The following is a 15,155-nucleotide window of genomic DNA, read 5'->3' as shown; positions in this document are numbered from 1 at the left end:
CCGCGTTGGCCCTAGATGCTCGCCGACACCCTGTGCAGGCAGGCATAAAGCCCGTCGGCCGCCATCAGTTCGTCATGCGTGCCCTCTTCGCCGATGCCATCAGGCGTTAGCACGAGGATGCGATCGGCGTGGCGCACCGTCGACAGCCGGTGCGCGATGACGATGGTCGTTCGTCCCGTGGCCAGGCTCAGCAGCGCCTGCTGCACGGCCCGCTCACTCTCGTTGTCCAGCGCGCTGGTCGCTTCGTCGAAGATCAGCACTGCCGGATTCTTCAGAAACGCGCGGGCAATGGTCAGCCGTTGCTTCTGGCCGCCCGATAGCTTCACACCACGCTGGCCGATATCCGACTTGTACCCCTGTGGCAGGGCCATGATAAAGTCATGCGCATTGGCGGCCTTGGCGGCCTCCATAACCTGCTCGTCGCTTGCTTCGGGGCGGCCATAGCGCAGGTTTTCTTCGACGGTTCCGCTGAACAGGTAGAGGTCCTGCTGCACCATCCCGATGTTGCGACGGAGCGACGCCAGCGTAACGTCCCGAACATCGTTGCCATCGATGGTGATTGCGCCGCCGTCGACTTCGTAGAAGCGTGGGATCAGCGCGCAGAGCGTGCTTTTCCCAACCCCCGACGAGCCCACCAGCGCAACGAACTGACCCGGCTCGATGTCGAGCGAAAGCCGGTTGAACACCGCCTCCTGGCCCTCGCCATAGCTGAAGCTGACGTCCCGGAAGCTGATGGCGCCGGCGACTTGGCCAATATCTTCGGCGCCTGGTCGGTCTGCGATATCCGGCTCCTCTTCCAGAAGTTCCATCGCCCGGACGAAGCCTGTCGCGCCCTCCTGCCAGAGCCGGATGAAGTTATCGAGCCGTCGCACCGGATCGACCAGCACGCCGACGCAGAGCAGGAAGGTCAGCATCTCGGAAACCGTCAGTTCGGCATGCAGGATGCGGATGGCCCCGGCCACGATCACCATGATGGTCACCAGCTGGGCGAAGCCGTCCATGCCGACCCACAGCAGCGCCTCGCTGCGATAGCCCTCCCGGCGGCTTTCGAAGAAGCTCCGGTTCTCGACCTCGAAGCGGCGCAGTTCCTCACCCTCATTGGCGAAGGACTGCACGACGCGAACGCCACCCAGGGCGTCCTCCACCCGCTCGTTCACCGCCGCAATGCGCTCTTTGCTGGTCTTGAGCGCCACATTCATCCGGCGGTTGAAATAGCGGGCATAGATAACCGCGATTGGCACCAACAGCGCGATCAGCCCTGTCAGCACCGGATCGATAATGGCCAGCACGGTCATCGCGCCGCCGAACTTGAGCAGGCCGATGGCGATGTCTTCGGGTCCATGGTGGAACAGCTCGCCCAGCCACAGCGAGTCATTGCTGATCCGGCTCATCAGCTGACCGACGCGCTGCCGGTCATAAAAACCGAAAGACAGCTTCTGGCAGTGTTCGAATAGCTCCTTGCGCACATCGGCCTCGATGCGCGCGCCCATGACATGACCCTGGTAGTCCACGAAGAACGTCGCCAGCGACTGCACGATGAAGACGCCGACCATGATCAGGCCCATGGTCAGGATCTGCACGATTGCGCTGTCGCTCTGAGCCAGTTCGGGCAGGCGTGCGGTGATATAGCTGGCGCAAAGGGGCAGGGCGATTGCCCCAGCTGCGACCAACACGGCGCATGCAAGATCGGCAAGCAGAAGCGGGATGTAGGGGCGGTAGTAGGCAATGAACTTCCGGGCCCTGGACATGGTCCGGGCGGAGTTCATGTCCCGGCTTGGCATCAGCCGGGCGAGAAGACGAAGAAAGAGGGGGTTACGGTTCGCGCTGCTGTGCGGCCCCGGTTTGGAAGTGTCCGAATGCATGAACAATCAAGTCCTGTTGAAGATGTGCTCCTTTCGTGTTGGACAGGGTTTTCATTGTTCGCTCCTTCATTTGGGTAGCGCGAGTATGCCCGTGGAAACGCCGTGGGCAACCTGAGGGCCGGTACAAAGAGCGCTAATCGGCGACCAAGCGTCGGCGATGTGACGATTCCGCAACAGCCATGATGAATCAATTTCACCCAGCTTTGCGGCAACGATTTGGCGATGTTTGTCGCCACAATCTCACCCTAAACGAGACGGCATAGGCATCTGGGGGCGGATAGTCTGTGAGTGGCGTGGCACGGCCGCACGCTTGCACGTTTATCGCTCCCCGGTACCTGAGCTGAAGGCCGCTGTGCGCCCCTGCGGGCGTATGGATTGTGGCCTTGTTCGGTGAAACGACGACGTGCCTGCAAAATTGCCGTCCCGGCAATACCACCCGAGCGCCACGAGCCCGGCTGAATGCGGTCACAAACGGAGTTTACCGAAATCTTAACGTCCGCTTTCCCGGTCAACGTACATGGGACAAGCTGATTAAAACCGGAGCGCGGCAATTGCCGCCTGCGCACCGAAGCGGAACCGGACAGGCCGGTTCCAGGAACATGGTTTGCCAGCCCGTTGGCTGGCACAAAGGAGTAAGATGCGGACCATTAGGGACCATTCCCTGATTTCCGTCACAACCGCAGCCTTCCTCGCCCTGGCGGCGTCGATCCTGCCTGTGCACGCCCAGACTGCCGCCGACGCGGCGCTGAACATGGCCAACATGCTCGATGGGGCAGGTGGTGGCGTGTCCGGCGACGATCTGCTGGCGGCCCTGGAAGATGCTGCCGATGCCGGCCAGCCAATGGCCATGTGGCAGCTCGGCACCATGTACGAGAACGGCGAGGGCGTGGACCGCGACCCCGTCAAGGCCTTCGGCTATTTCGCTCAGATTGCCAATCAGCATGCCGACGCCGCGCCAAAGGGTGTCGAGGCCGATATCGTCGCCCAGTCCTTCGTCAAGGTAGGGGACTACTACAGGCAAGGTCTGCCCGATGCCGGCATTCCGGCTGATGCAGAACGCTCCCATGCCCTGCTGCTGCACGCCGCCACCTATTTCGGCGATGCGGACGCGCAATATCGGGTGGGCCTGCTCTACACGCAGGAAGACGAAATGGGCGTGAACCCGCTGCAGAGCGCACGGTGGTTCTCGCTGGCGGCGCGCAAGGGCCATTGCCCCGCCCAGGCGCATCTCGGCGACATGCTGTTCAACGGCGTCGAAGGCATCGAGGCCCAGCCGATCGAAGGCCTCATGTGGCTATCGATTGCCCATGAGCGCTGCGCCGGGACCGGTGATGCAGCCTGGATAGACGACCTGCTCAATCGCGCGACGGCTCTGGCTACGCCCGAGGAAAGCGCCGAGGCCACCGCCTTGGCGCAGAGCATCGCCCCCCAGTTCGCCGGCTTCTAGAACCGGAACTCGCCTTCTACGGGGACATGGTCGCTCGGCTTGTCCCAGCCGCGCACGTCCTTGTGCACGATAACACCCTCCAGCCGGTCCGCTGCCTGCGGCGACAGCATCAGGTGGTCGATGCGGATCCCTGCATTGCGCCGCCAGGCGCCGGCCTGGAAATCCCAGAACGTATAGGACGGCTCTGACGTGACCGAGCGCAAGGCATCGGTCAAGCCTAGATTGACCAGTGAGCGCCAGCGCTCCTGGCTTTCCGGCCGAAAGAGCGCATCGCCCCACCAGCCTTCCGGATTGTGCGCATCGATGGCGGCGGGAATGATGTTGAAGTCGCCGAGCAGGATGAACGGCTCCTCCAGCGCGAGCCTGCCGGCCACAAAGGCTTCGAGCCGCTTCATCCATGCCAGCTTGTAGGGGAATTTCTCGCTGTCGACTGGATTGCCGTTGGGCAGATAGATGCCGCAGACCCGCACGGCGCCGGTCTCCACAGAGAATACGCCTTCGATCAAGCGCGCCTGCTCGTCGCTGTCATCGCCGGGCAGGCCGCGCGTCACCTCGTCGAACGGCAGCAGCGACAGGATGGCAACGCCGTTCCAGCTCTTCTGCCCATGCGTCTCGACATTGTAGCCGAGCGCCTCGATCTCGAGGCGCGGAAAACCCTCGTCGACTGTCTTGATCTCCTGCAACACGACGATGTCCGGCTTTTCCTCGCTCAGCCACTTCAGAAGCAGCTCCAGCCGGGCTTTGACGCCGTTGATATTCCAGGTGGCGATGCGCATGACGAGTCTCCATTGGTGGGCAGGCTAGCGATCAGCCGGGCAGGGGGCAACTATCCGGCAACGCCGTACACAGCGTTGCGTATCTCCTCGCGATAGGCGCCGTCGCTGCCCTCGAGTCCGGTATTGGTCATCGACAGGACGGTCAGCCCATTCACGGGATCGATGAACCAGTTGTGCCCATAGATGCCGCCCCAGCGCACAAGGCCACGCGGCGCCGGCGACTGCGCGGCCTGGGGATCGTCGAGCCAGGCACCGAAATAGCCGAACTTCCAGCCCGGACCCTGCGCCTGGGCAAGCTGCGGCGTCTGGTCGGCCATGCCACGTGCCACCGTCTCCGGCTTGAGGATTGCGCCGCCACCGGTCCGCAATGTTTCAAGGAGGGTAATGAAGTCCGACGCGGTACCGGCCATGCCGCCGCCGCCCGACTGGAACGCCAATGCATCGAAAATGCGATCCGGATCGTAGGTCGTGATGCCTCCCCATGGGTTGCGGATGCTGTGCGGATTGCCCATCAATTCCGGCCCATCCGTTCCGTCCGCATAAGCTGCCGCGAGGCGCGATGGGTTCGTGACTCCGAACCGGCTGTCATTCATTCCCAGCGGGTCCGTCACATATTGCCGGATCGCGTCCTCGGGCTTTCCGCCCACCAGCTTTGCGGAAATTTCGCCAAGCACGTCGATCGATGGTCCATAGGACCATCCCGTGCCAGGCGCGAACAGCAGCGGCAGCGTGGCCAGCCGGCACACGATCTCTTCGCTGCCCAACCGCCAGCGATTGACGCCGGCCGCTTCTTCTTCAGCGCTGACAATGCTGGCGCTGCTCAGCCCCGATGTATGCGTCAGCAGGTGGTGGATGGTGATATCGGGCGCCGACCCATTGGTCATGCGTGGGCGGAAATAGGGCAGGTAGCGGGTCACCTTGTCATCGAGCCGCAGCTGGCCGGCATCCAGCAATGCGAGAATGGTCGTCGCGACAATCGGCTTGGTCAGCGACGAGAGCCGGAAGATCGCGTCCGCAGTCATCGGGCGGCCCGCCTCCCGATCGGCCAATCCCTGCGCCGTCTCGTAGACCAACTCACCATTCTGGCGCACGATCAGTACTGCCCCGACGATCCGGTTCTCGGCGATGGCGCGTTTGACCGCCGCGTCGAGGCGCTGTTCCAGGTCCATGCCGCTATGCTCCGTAAACCGCGCGCAGGATGTCGTCGCGGAACAGGCCGTTGCATCCCTCGAACGTCGTGTTGGTGCAAACTACGATCGTCATCCCGTTCACCGGATCGACAACCCAGTTGTGCCCCCAAGCGCCGCCCCAATCCACCGTCCCCAGCGGGGCAGGATTGTTGGCCGCCACGGCATCGTCGAGCACCGCGCCGATAAAGCTGAAGCGCTTGCCGGCGTCCTGCGGTCGTCTCGGTAAATCCCCGATCTGGTTGGCCAGCGCCATCGCTATGGTCCCAGGCTCCAGCAATCCCGGCCGCCCATGGTAGACCTCGAGCATCTTCATCACGTCATCCGCCGTCCCCGCCATGCCGGCACCACCATTCTGCGGCGCAGCCGGGTTGAGGATGCGGCTGGGGGAAAAGGTGGTGACCGTCGTGCCGGCCTGGTCCCAGATGCCATGCGGCTCGCCCATCCGCACCGGCGGTGTTCCGTCGGCATAGGGTGTAGCCAGCCGCGTCGGATCGGTGACGTAGAAATGAGTGTCCGCCATGCCGAGCGGTCCCGTGACATACCGGGCGATCGCGTCCTCGACGTCAGAGCCATTGATGGCCGCGAGTGCTCCGCCCAGCACATCGATGCCGGTGCCATAGTCCCAGCCGGTCCCGGGCGCAAAGGCCAGCGGCACCTTGGCGAGGTTCTGCAGTGTCTCGGTCAGCGAATTGATCACACCCGAAAGCCCGCCGCTGGCATTGTCCGGCAGCCTGCCATAGACGAGGCCAGACGTGTGGCTCAGCAGGTGGTGGATGCGGATATCGGCCACGCTGCCATCGGGATTGGCTGGCGTGAACCAGGGCAGGTAGCGCGTCACCCGGTCATTGAGCCCGATGAGGCCCAGATCGACCAGGCGCAGGATGGCGGTAGCGACGATCGGCTTGGTGACCGAAGCCAGCCGGAAAATTGCATTCCGCTGCATTGGCACATTGGCCTCGCGATCAGCAAGCCCGGCGGCGCGCGCATAAATCTCCTGGCCATCCTTGTTGATCAGGATGACGCAGCCGACAATGCGCTGCCCCAGCGCGGCATCGACTGCCGCGTTCACGCGTTCCACTATGCTCATGAGTTCCTCCGACGAAGCAGGAGGACGCTATGACCTGAGCGTCAGGATATCAACCGCTTAGACCGCGAAACTGGTCCCGCAACCGCATGACGCCACGGCGTTGGGGTTCTTGATCTGGAAGGCCTGGCCGATCAGGTCGTCGACGAAGTCGATTTCCGAGCCCCCCATGAATTCGAGGCTCATCGAATCGATCAGCACCACGGCATCGCCCTTGCTCAGAACCATGTCGTCACTGGCAGGCTTTTCCTGTACCAGGTTGTATTCATACTGGAATCCAGAGCACCCGCCACCCGCCACAGAAATGCGCAGCACCGTGCCCTCCGGCTCCTTGGCCAGAATGCGTGACACGCGCTTGGCGGCGCGATCAGTCAGCACGACATCGGTTGAAGCTGGGGCGGTTGCGGTCATCTTGTATCCACGCCGTAATGTCATAACGGTCAGGCTAAAATAGTAACTCTGGCCTGGATTGAAAAGGGTCAAAAACTGAGCCGCGATCACCGATGAGCGAAACTGCTCCCTATGCCAGCAAGCCTGAACAATCCCTTGGTCGTCTGTACGGCACTGGGCCGAGCCCGACGCGCTCCGAGTTCCAGCGCGACCGCGATCGCATCATTCACTCCACCGCCTTTCGCCGGCTGCAACACAAGACGCAGGTGTTCCTGCAGTTTGGCGGCCATTTCCGCAACCGCCTGACCCACACCCTCGAGGTCAGCCAGATGGCACGCTCCCTGGCGCGGGCTCTGCGGCTGGATGAAGACCTGGCCGAGGCCGTCGCCCTCAGCCACGATTTGGGCCACACGCCCTTCGGCCATGCCGGTGAGCGCGCATTGCACACCGCCATGGCGCCCTATGGCGGCTTCGATCACAACATTCAGGCCATGCGGGTAGTGACCCAGCTCGAGAACCGCTACGCCGAACATGACGGGCTGAACCTCACCTGGGAGACGCTCGAAGGCATCCTCAAACACAATGGGCCGCTGACCAATCCCGATGGTACCCCATATGGCAAATATGCCCGCGAAGGACTCCCCGCGGGCCTCGATGACATTCCCGCACCAGCCGATCTCCGCCTCTCCAGCTTCGCGTCGCTCGAGGCCCAGGCGGCCGCTATTGCCGACGACATCGCCTACAATGCCCACGATATCGATGACGCGCTGCGGGCAGGGCTGATCACGCTGGACGACCTGGCCGATATCCCGCTGGCGGGTCCCATCGTGCGCGAAGTTCTGGAGCGTTACCCCGATGTCGCGCCCAAGCGGCAGGCCCACGAAGTGCAGCGTCGCCTCATCACCCGCACCATCGAAGATGTCATCGCCACCACGTCCGGCAACATCGCTGCTGCAGGTGTCAGGTCCGCCGAAGATGTCCGGAATGCCGGCCGTACGCTGGTCACCTTCTCGCCCGCCACCAGCAACGCCGAGCGCGGTCTCAAGTCGTTCCTCTTCGAACGGGTCTATCGCCACGAGACGGTCATGGTGCCCGTGCGCCAAAGCGAATCCATCGTTACCGAGATCTTCGCGCGGTACCTTGCCTCGCGTGACCTGCCGGGCCGCTGGGGCATGGCAGCGCGAGGGGCGTCGGACGACAGCGCGCTTGCCCGGATCATCGCCGATTTCGTCGCCGGGATGACAGACCCCTATGCCCTGGACGAGTACCAGCGCTTGTTTGACGCTCGCCCGGATTTCCGTTAACCCCGGCGCACTTCAATAGTCAGGTCTATCATGGACGTTTTCGCGCTCTTTTCCGCACGCATCGGCAACGCCATGCAGGTTCTGTTTCCCCAGGCCGGGGCGGACCTGCTGGCCCGTATCGTGGTGGAACCGCCGCGAGATCCCGCCCATGGCGATCTTTCGACCAATGCCGCTATGGTCGTGGCCAAGCCGCTTGGGATGAACCCTCGCGAGGTGGCGAACGCCCTGGCCGAACACTTCAAGCAGGACGCCGATGTCACCGCGGTCGAGGTTGCCGGCCCGGGCTTCATCAACTTCCGCCTCGCCGCGCCCATCTGGCACCAGGTACTGCGGTCGATCGCGCAACTGGGTGCCGACTATGGCCGCTCCAACCTGGGCGGTGGCGAGCCGGTCAATATCGAATATGTCTCGGCCAATCCGACCGGTCCCATGCATGTCGGGCACACGCGCGGTGCCGTATTCGGTGACACGCTGGCTTCGCTCATGGCCTATTCCGGCTATGAAGTGACCCGCGAATATTACATCAATGATGCCGGCAGCCAGATCAACACGCTCGCCAACTCGGCCTTCCTGCGCTACCGCGAGGCCCTGGGCGAGACGATCGAGATCCCGTCCGGCTTCTATCCCGGTGATTACCTGATCCCGGTTGGCCAGGCGCTCAAGGCTGAGTTCGGCAACAGCCTGCTCGCCATGCCCGAGGCCGAGCGTACCGCGCTGGTCAAGGATCGGGTGCTTGCTGCCATGATGGAACTCATCAAGGCCGACCTCGCCAAGCTCAATATCCATCACGACGTGTTCTTCTCCGAGCGAACGCTGCACGGGCAGGGGGGCGATATCGATCTCACGCTCGATTGGCTGCGGTCCGAAGGCATGATCTATGAAGGTCGCCTCGAGCCCCCCAAGGGCAAGATACCAGACGAATGGGAAGACCGCGAGCAGACCTTGTTCCGCGCCACCGACTATGGTGACGACGTCGACCGCCCGCTGATCAAGTCCGACGGCTCCTACACCTACTTCGCCGCCGATATTGCCTATCACCGCAACAAGTTCCTGCGCGGCTTTAAGCACATGATCAACGTGCTGGGCGCCGACCATTCGGGCTATGTCAAGCGGCTCCAGGCGGCCACCAAGGCCGTGTCGCTGAACGCCGCCGACATGGATGTGCGCATCTGCCAGCTGGTGCGGCTACTCAAGAACGGCGAGCCGTTCAAGATGAGCAAGCGGTCTGGCGACCTGGTGACGCTGGCCGACGTCGTGGAAGAAGTCGGCGCCGACGCAACGCGCTTCATGCTGATGTATCGGCGGAACGACGCAGCCATGGACTTCGACTTCGCCGTGGTGAAGGAGCAGACCAAGGACAATCCTGTCTTCTATGTCCAATATGCGCACGCCCGGACCTATTCTATCTTCAAGACTGCCGCGCGTGACCTGCCGGCGCTGGATGTGTCGCCGTCCGCACTGGCGGCGGCCGAGGTCGAACGCATCGTGACGCCCGCTGAGCTGGACCTCGTCAGGGTGCTCGCAGCATGGCCGCGGACCGTCGCCGCCGCGGCGGTGGCCCACGAGCCCCATCGTATCGCCTTTTACGCGCATGAACTCGCCGCGGCCTTCCACGGCTTCTGGGCCAAGGGCAAGGATGATGTCAGTTTACGCTTTGTTAATGCTGACGACCCAAAGCTCACTTTGGCACGACTCGCGCTCGTCGATGCCGTGCGCCAGGTTATCCTCAACGCACTAGCAATTCTGGGCGTCTCCGCTCCCGAGGAGCTTTCATAATTCGGGCGTATTACTGTGATGACTCCCGGCACAATGCCCCAGTTGGGGCGCCGTAGTAGTCAAATCGAGAGGGCGCTGGTTGATGTCAGCGAAACCGCAGCCAATGGCCGGACAATCCGACGCCGCAGATGATCTGATCGCGGAACTCGCCAAGCTCATGGCGCAGGATGATGCAAAGTCCAGCCGTCCGGGTGAGGTTCTCACCCCGACCTTCGCGGTGCGCATCCCTGGCGGCGACAACAATGCGCCGGCCGCGGCGCCCGTTCCCCGCTTCGACTTCGATCGGACGACCGCCCTGGCAGCCGAAAAGCCAACGGCACCGGTTCCCGCGCCGTCGGCCCCCCAGGCCGGCCCCGCCACCACGGCGGGAGGTCCCGAGCCCTTCAATTTCGACTTTGACATCGGTTCGCTCAAGCGTGAGCCCGCGGTCCCCGCGCAGGTCTCGGCGGATGCCGAACCTGTGGAGCCTGCCATGGCGGCAGAGTCCACCGTGGATCACGACAGCATTGCGGACCTCATTGCCGCTGAACTCTCCGTGCAGCCCGAGCGCGTTTCCGAGCCGGTCGTTGCGGCTCCTGCTCCCGTTCCTACCCCGCCGCCGTCCACCGCGACGCGCGCAGCATCGCAGCCTGCCTCGACCTGGACACCGACGGCCGTTGCCGCCAACCTGGGTAGTCAGGAGCAGTCGGCTCGCCCAGCTTTGCGCCCGCTCAATCTCCAGCCCGCGCCCAAGACCGAGCAAGACCGCTTCAAGGTGCCGCCGGTTTTCGGCCTCGGCACCAAGCCCGCCGGGGACAATGGGCGTCCTGCCGCTGCCGAACCAGCAACGCCCGTGGCAGAGGTCGTGGCCCCTGTTCCGGCCGAGCCCGTGCCGGTTCTTCGCCAGTCCACGCCCTCGGTTGAAGCGCCGGTGGCGCAGCGCAGCCAGGACAGCGAATTTGGCCGCGATCCGATCGACGAGATCGAGGATCTTATCGGCCGCGCCATGCGTGTCGAGTTCGACAAGCCGTCCGAGACGCCGGCTCCGGCCGTAGCCGAGCGGCCCGCGCCAAGTCCGGCGCTGCGTACGCTTGCAACCCCGGTCGCCCCAGCAATCCAACCTGCTGCCACCGCCGCGCAGCCTGCCGGGTCGGCTCCGCGCACACTGTCTGGCGCCGACGAAGCCATTTTGGCCGCCGCTCAGGCGACCGGGGCCGAGATCGGTTGGGTCGAGGCGCCTGAGGTCGATCGGGCCGAGCCTGTTGGGTCCGCTGCCAGCAGGCGACCGCGCCGCGCGATGGGCGTATCCCGCGCCGTCGCTGGCCCGCTCGTCGCCGTGACCCTGCTGTTGGCCGCTGGCTTTGGCTTGTATTGGGCGCTGGGCCTGGGCCGTGAATCCGGTCCGGCGCCGCTGCTCACCGCCGACACGAGCCCGACCAAGGAAACGCCCGCCGTCCAGCCCGATGCGGCCGCCGCTCAGCAGTCCGTTGTGTTCAACGAGATCGATGGCGTCGTTCCCGGCGCCGAAGAGCAGCTGGTTTCGCGCGATCAGGCCGATGTAAACGAAGTGACCCAGGTCCCGCCCGCCGCCGATCTGAGCGAAGAAGGGCTCGCGAACCGCAAGGTGCGCACGGTAACCGTCCGCCCCGATGGAACGATTGTCAGCGGCGATGACGGCGTTGCCGGCAGTGCCATCCTGCCGGTCGATCGCCCGCTTGTACCCGAAGTTCCTGGCGCCGAAACCGCCAGCCCCGAACTCCTCGCCAGTGCCGCGCCCGAGACGCCGAGGCCAGCGGCACCTGCTGCTGATGCAGCGGCGACCCCCGAAGCGACACCTGCTCCTGCCACTGCCGCTGCTTCGGCAGTGACACCGGTTGTGCCCGGCTCCACGGTTCCGGCTGTCGATGTCGCCGGCAACGTCCTCGCGGGCAAGACGGCCCCCGTGCCGATGCAGCGTCCTGCCGGCCTCGTGCAGACTGCCGCTCCGTCGCCCACTGCGGCAGCGGTCGAGACGCCCGCCACGTCCGGCAATCTCCTGCCGCCCCCGCCGGCGGCCTCCACGCTTGGCGCCTTGCCGACCGCGCAACCCGCGGCGACGGAGGTTGCGACTCAGCCGGCAGCGGAGCCCGCAACGGCTGCGATTCCGGGGGCTGTGGAAGTGGAGGCATTGCCCAATTCGGCTCCCGCCTACGCCCAGCTTGCTTCTCTCCGCACCGAACAGGAAGCGCGCGACGCAGCGCAACGGCTGGTCAGCCGGTTCGGCCCGCTTTTCGGCGGCGCCAACATGGAGGTCCAGCGCGTCGACCTGGGTGCCCGCGGGATATACTACCGCGTTCGCGTTCCGGCCGACTCCGCCCAGGCGGCCAACAGCATCTGCACCAACGTCATCGCCGCCGGCGGAGATTGCGTCCTGATGTAGGCGTCACTGGCCCCCAGCGACCGGTGCACATCATCGGGTGCGACGGCTGCGGCGCTTGACGCGTGTAAACCCAGCGGCCAAGGATGGCCTTGAGTTCCTGCAGCGCGGCACCGATTTCATGACGACTGCCCAGACCGACTGGTTTGACACGCCCGCTGAGCCGGCGGCCGAAGATGTCATGTATGTCGATGTCGGCGGCTACGAGGGTCCCCTGGATCTGCTGCTCGACCTGGCGCGGCGCCAGAAGGTCGACCTTGCAGCCATTTCCGTGCTGGCCCTGGCCGAGCAGTATCTGGCCTTCATCGAGACCGTGCGCGAGAAGCGCATCGAGGTGGCGGCCGATTATCTGGTGATGGCGGCATGGCTGGCCTATCTCAAGAGCCGGCTCATGGTGCCGCAGGCGCCCTCCGACGATGAGCCCTCCGGCGAGATGCTGGCGGCCATGCTGCAATTCCGGCTCAAGCGGCTCGAGGCCATGCGCCGCGCTGCCAGCCAGTTGATGAACCGTCCGCGCCTGGGTTTCCAGGTCTACGCTCGCGGCATGCCCGAACCCATCGAGATCAAGCGCACCAGCCTTTGGGAGGCCAGCCTTTATGACTTGCTCAAGGCCTATGCCGGGCAGCGCGAGCGCGGCAGCACTACCGACTATTCTCCGCTCCAGCGTACGGTATGGTCGCTGCAGGAGGCGCGCGACATTCTCCAGCGCCTGATCGGCGATAGCTTCGAGTGGGTGTCGATGGACAGCTACCTGGCGGACTACCTGGGCACTCCGACGGAGCGCGCGACCATCCGCGCCTCAAGTTTTGCATCGAGCCTTGAACTCGTGCGTACCGGCCAGATCGACCTGCGTCAGACCGAAACCTTCGGGCCACTCTTCATGCGCCGCCGCAAGGCAGACCGCTCGTGACCGACGGGGAGAATGACCGCCCGCAGGTGCTGGAACGCAATCTGCGCATTCTGGAGGCGATCCTGTTCGCCTCCAGCGAGCCCCTGGATGCCAATACGTTGCTCGCCTATCTCGGCGAAGGGGTGCGCGTGGTGGAATGCCTGGAACTGCTCCAGCAGCGCTATGCGGGCAGGGGAGTCAACCTGGTTCGTCGTGGCGACAAATGGGCCTTCCGCACCGCGGAGGACCTGAGTTTCCTGCTGCGCCGCGACGAGCAGGAAAGCCGCCCGCTTTCGCGCGCGGCGCTCGAAACGCTATCCATCATCGCCTACCATCAGCCCGCCACGCGGGCCGAAATCGAGGAAGTCCGCGGCGTCGCCACCGGAAAGGGCACTCTGGACCTGTTGATGGAAGCCGGCTGGATCCGCATGCGTGGCCGCCGTCGCACGCCCGGGCGTCCGGTAACATACGGCACGACCGACGCCTTTCTCGATCACTTCGGCCTCGAGAGCATCAGCGATCTGCCGGGGCTGGACGAACTCAAGGGCTCTGGGCTTCTGTCTGGCCGCCTGCCGCAAAACCTGCAGATCCCACTACCCTTCGACGGCACTGCCCTGCGCGATGACGAAGATCCACTGGAGCCTGACGACCTCGGCGCGGACGAGGACGGCGAATGACCGAAAAAACCAGCACTGACTGGGGCTTGCGCGGTACGACCGGCGTCAGCTTCGCCGCTACGCTCGAATTCGATGCCGTCGATGTCAGGCTCGGGGGCAGGGTGGTGCTCGATCAGTTCAGCCTGACCCTCAAGCCTGGAGAAATCGTCTGCCTGCTGGGAGAATCCGGCTCTGGCAAGTCCACCGCCTTGCGCGTCGCCGCCGGCATCCAGCCCGTGCATGGGGGCGCCGTCCGCATCAACAGCCAGACCGTTTCCGCCAGTGGGAAGACCGTGGCTGCCGATCGCCGCGGCATCGGCCTGATGTTCCAGGATTTCGCGCTCTTCCCGCATCTTACCGTACTGCAGAATGTGCTGTTCGGCCTGCGCGGCCTCGGCCGCGACGCTGCCCTTGGCCAGGCTCGCGCCGCCCTGCGACGCGTCGGCCTCGCCAACCGCGAGGCGGATTACCCGCACATGCTGTCCGGCGGCCAGCAGCAGCGTCTGGCCCTCGCCCGCAGCGTTGCCCCGCGTCCCAGCGTCCTTCTGCTCGACGAGCCCTTTTCCAGCCTCGATGCCCGCCTGCGCGAGACCGTGCGCGAGGAAACGCTCTCCGTTCTGCGCGAGACCCATGTGACCAGTCTCATCGTCACGCATGACCCGGAAGAGGCCATGGTGCTCGGCGACCGGGTCGCGCTGCTTCGCCATGGCCGGATCGCCCAGATCGGCACTGCATCGGAAATCTACCGCCGTCCCGTCGACCTTGACGCCGCCCGCTTCTTTTCGCCGCTGAGCGAGATCGACAGCGTCGTTGCCGACGGTCACGCCGGCACCCCGCTGGGGCCGGTGGCCGTCCCTGGGCTCGCGGACGGCACACCCGTCACCGTGGCGATCCGCCCGGCGGGCGGCATCGCCATGAGCGCGACACTTCCGGGGACACCAGGCCGCATCATCGGCAAGCATGACGCCATCGGCATCGACATCTGCCAGGTGATGGTAGATGGCCTCGATACCCCCCTGGGCCTGCGGCAGCCGTCCGACGCGACGATGGGCGTGGGACAAGACGTCTTCGTGACCCTCAATCCGGAACACGTTCTTGTGTTTGCGCGCGATTGAACCTATTTCTGACCTATCTTTCGCGTGTAACGCGTTCTGAAGACTTCTAGGGAGACCAAAATGCACGCGCCAGGAATTTGGGGCATTCTCGTCGTCGCCGTCGTCGTGATCCTGCTGTTCGGTCGCGGCAAGATTTCCGGCATGATGGGCGAAGTTGCCTCGGGTATCAAAGCCTTCCAGAAGGGCATGAAAGACGACGACAAGCCGGTCGAGCGCGTCACCACGACCGCCGACAGCGCTGTGCGTGAGCCGGAGAAGAAGGACGTCTGAG

Annotated in this window: 13 protein-coding genes; 8 read left to right on the top strand and 5 right to left on the bottom strand. The window is 64.5% G+C overall.

What is annotated here, in order from left to right; translation table 11 throughout:
- Nucleotides 1–11: 11 nt before the first annotated feature.
- Complete coding sequence (locus JI749_RS12875; RefSeq protein ID WP_233280748.1) at nt 12–1,748, bottom strand: ABC transporter ATP-binding protein; 1,737 nt, start codon at nt 1,746–1,748, stop codon at nt 12–14.
- A gap of 751 nt (nt 1,749–2,499) precedes the next feature.
- Between JI749_RS12875 and JI749_RS12870 the strand changes: the two genes are divergently transcribed.
- Complete coding sequence (locus JI749_RS12870; protein ID WP_201654525.1) at nt 2,500–3,309, top strand: tetratricopeptide repeat protein; 810 nt, start codon at nt 2,500–2,502, stop codon at nt 3,307–3,309.
- On the opposite strand, the gene xth is transcribed toward JI749_RS12870, so the two are convergent.
- Genes xth through JI749_RS12850 form a run of 4 tightly spaced genes read right to left on the bottom strand, consistent with a single transcriptional unit; the run spans nt 3,306 to nt 6,770 of the window.
- The gene (xth, locus tag JI749_RS12865; RefSeq protein ID WP_201654522.1) at nt 3,306–4,085 is read right to left on the bottom strand and encodes an exodeoxyribonuclease III; all 780 of its coding nucleotides are present in this window, start codon (nt 4,083–4,085) and stop codon (nt 3,306–3,308) included. The two genes, JI749_RS12870 and xth, sit on opposite strands and share 4 nt — an antisense overlap.
- A 50-nt stretch (nt 4,086–4,135) precedes the next feature.
- A complete protein-coding gene (locus JI749_RS12860; RefSeq protein WP_201654519.1) occupies nt 4,136–5,254 on the bottom strand; it encodes a serine hydrolase domain-containing protein in 1,119 nt (372 codons plus the stop codon).
- 4 nt (nt 5,255–5,258) lie between these two features.
- Nucleotides 5,259–6,362 (bottom strand): serine hydrolase domain-containing protein, encoded by a 1,104-nt coding sequence (locus JI749_RS12855; RefSeq protein ID WP_201654516.1) that lies wholly within the window; start codon nt 6,360–6,362, stop codon nt 5,259–5,261.
- Nucleotides 6,363–6,419: 57 nt separating this feature from the next.
- Nucleotides 6,420–6,770: a HesB/IscA family protein gene (locus JI749_RS12850; protein WP_201654513.1), complete on the bottom strand. Its 351-nt coding sequence runs from the start codon at nt 6,768–6,770 to the stop codon at nt 6,420–6,422.
- 92 nt (nt 6,771–6,862) lie between these two features.
- Between JI749_RS12850 and JI749_RS12845 the strand changes: the two genes are divergently transcribed.
- The 7 genes from JI749_RS12845 to tatA all read left to right on the top strand — a co-directional run bounded on the left by JI749_RS12845 (nt 6,863) and on the right by tatA (nt 15,154).
- Nucleotides 6,863–8,053: a deoxyguanosinetriphosphate triphosphohydrolase gene (locus JI749_RS12845; RefSeq protein WP_201654510.1), complete on the top strand. Its 1,191-nt coding sequence runs from the start codon at nt 6,863–6,865 to the stop codon at nt 8,051–8,053.
- Nucleotides 8,054–8,083: 30 nt separating this feature from the next.
- Nucleotides 8,084–9,829 carry an arginine--tRNA ligase gene (gene argS, locus JI749_RS12840; protein ID WP_201654507.1) on the top strand — a complete coding sequence of 582 codons (1,746 nt, stop codon included), beginning with the start codon at nt 8,084–8,086 and terminating at the stop codon, nt 9,827–9,829.
- A 103-nt stretch (nt 9,830–9,932) separates the two neighbouring features.
- Nucleotides 9,933–12,227, top strand: a complete 2,295-nt coding sequence (locus JI749_RS12835; RefSeq protein ID WP_201654504.1) for an SPOR domain-containing protein — start codon at nt 9,933–9,935, stop codon at nt 12,225–12,227.
- A 118-nt stretch (nt 12,228–12,345) separates the two neighbouring features.
- Complete coding sequence (locus JI749_RS12830; protein ID WP_201662810.1) at nt 12,346–13,134, top strand: segregation and condensation protein A; 789 nt, start codon at nt 12,346–12,348, stop codon at nt 13,132–13,134.
- The gene (gene scpB / locus JI749_RS12825; protein ID WP_201654500.1) at nt 13,131–13,790 is read left to right on the top strand and encodes an SMC-Scp complex subunit ScpB; all 660 of its coding nucleotides are present in this window, start codon (nt 13,131–13,133) and stop codon (nt 13,788–13,790) included. The genes JI749_RS12830 and scpB overlap by 4 nt, the downstream gene beginning before the upstream one ends.
- Nucleotides 13,787–14,884 (top strand): ABC transporter ATP-binding protein, encoded by a 1,098-nt coding sequence (locus JI749_RS12820; protein ID WP_201654497.1) that lies wholly within the window; start codon nt 13,787–13,789, stop codon nt 14,882–14,884. The genes scpB and JI749_RS12820 overlap by 4 nt, the downstream gene beginning before the upstream one ends.
- A 60-nt stretch (nt 14,885–14,944) precedes the next feature.
- Nucleotides 14,945–15,154 (top strand): twin-arginine translocase TatA/TatE family subunit, encoded by a 210-nt coding sequence (gene tatA, locus JI749_RS12815; protein ID WP_201654494.1) that lies wholly within the window; start codon nt 14,945–14,947, stop codon nt 15,152–15,154.
- Nucleotide 15,155: the final 1 nt, after the last annotated feature.

This window comes from Devosia oryziradicis, assembly GCF_016698645.1.
GTDB lineage: Bacteria > Pseudomonadota > Alphaproteobacteria > Rhizobiales > Devosiaceae > Devosia > Devosia oryziradicis.
Note: the sequence above shows the minus strand (reverse complement) of the source record. Positions and strands in the feature narration are given on the sequence as shown.

Coding starts and splice junctions, on each gene's coding strand:
- JI749_RS12830 (WP_201662810.1), top strand. CDS start 12,346: ATGACGACTGCCCAGACCGACTGGTTTGACACGCCCGCTGAGCCGGCG.
- JI749_RS12820 (WP_201654497.1), top strand. CDS start 13,787: ATGACCGAAAAAACCAGCACTGACTGGGGCTTGCGCGGTACGACCGGC.
- JI749_RS12860 (WP_201654519.1), bottom strand. CDS start 5,254: ATGGACCTGGAACAGCGCCTCGACGCGGCGGTCAAACGCGCCATCGCC.
- argS (WP_201654507.1), top strand. CDS start 8,084: ATGGACGTTTTCGCGCTCTTTTCCGCACGCATCGGCAACGCCATGCAG.
- JI749_RS12875 (WP_233280748.1), bottom strand. CDS start 1,748: ATGTCCAGGGCCCGGAAGTTCATTGCCTACTACCGCCCCTACATCCCG.
- JI749_RS12835 (WP_201654504.1), top strand. CDS start 9,933: ATGGCCGGACAATCCGACGCCGCAGATGATCTGATCGCGGAACTCGCC.
- JI749_RS12870 (WP_201654525.1), top strand. CDS start 2,500: ATGCGGACCATTAGGGACCATTCCCTGATTTCCGTCACAACCGCAGCC.
- JI749_RS12845 (WP_201654510.1), top strand. CDS start 6,863: ATGAGCGAAACTGCTCCCTATGCCAGCAAGCCTGAACAATCCCTTGGT.
- JI749_RS12850 (WP_201654513.1), bottom strand. CDS start 6,770: ATGACCGCAACCGCCCCAGCTTCAACCGATGTCGTGCTGACTGATCGC.
- tatA (WP_201654494.1), top strand. CDS start 14,945: ATGCACGCGCCAGGAATTTGGGGCATTCTCGTCGTCGCCGTCGTCGTG.
- xth (WP_201654522.1), bottom strand. CDS start 4,085: ATGCGCATCGCCACCTGGAATATCAACGGCGTCAAAGCCCGGCTGGAG.
- JI749_RS12855 (WP_201654516.1), bottom strand. CDS start 6,362: ATGAGCATAGTGGAACGCGTGAACGCGGCAGTCGATGCCGCGCTGGGG.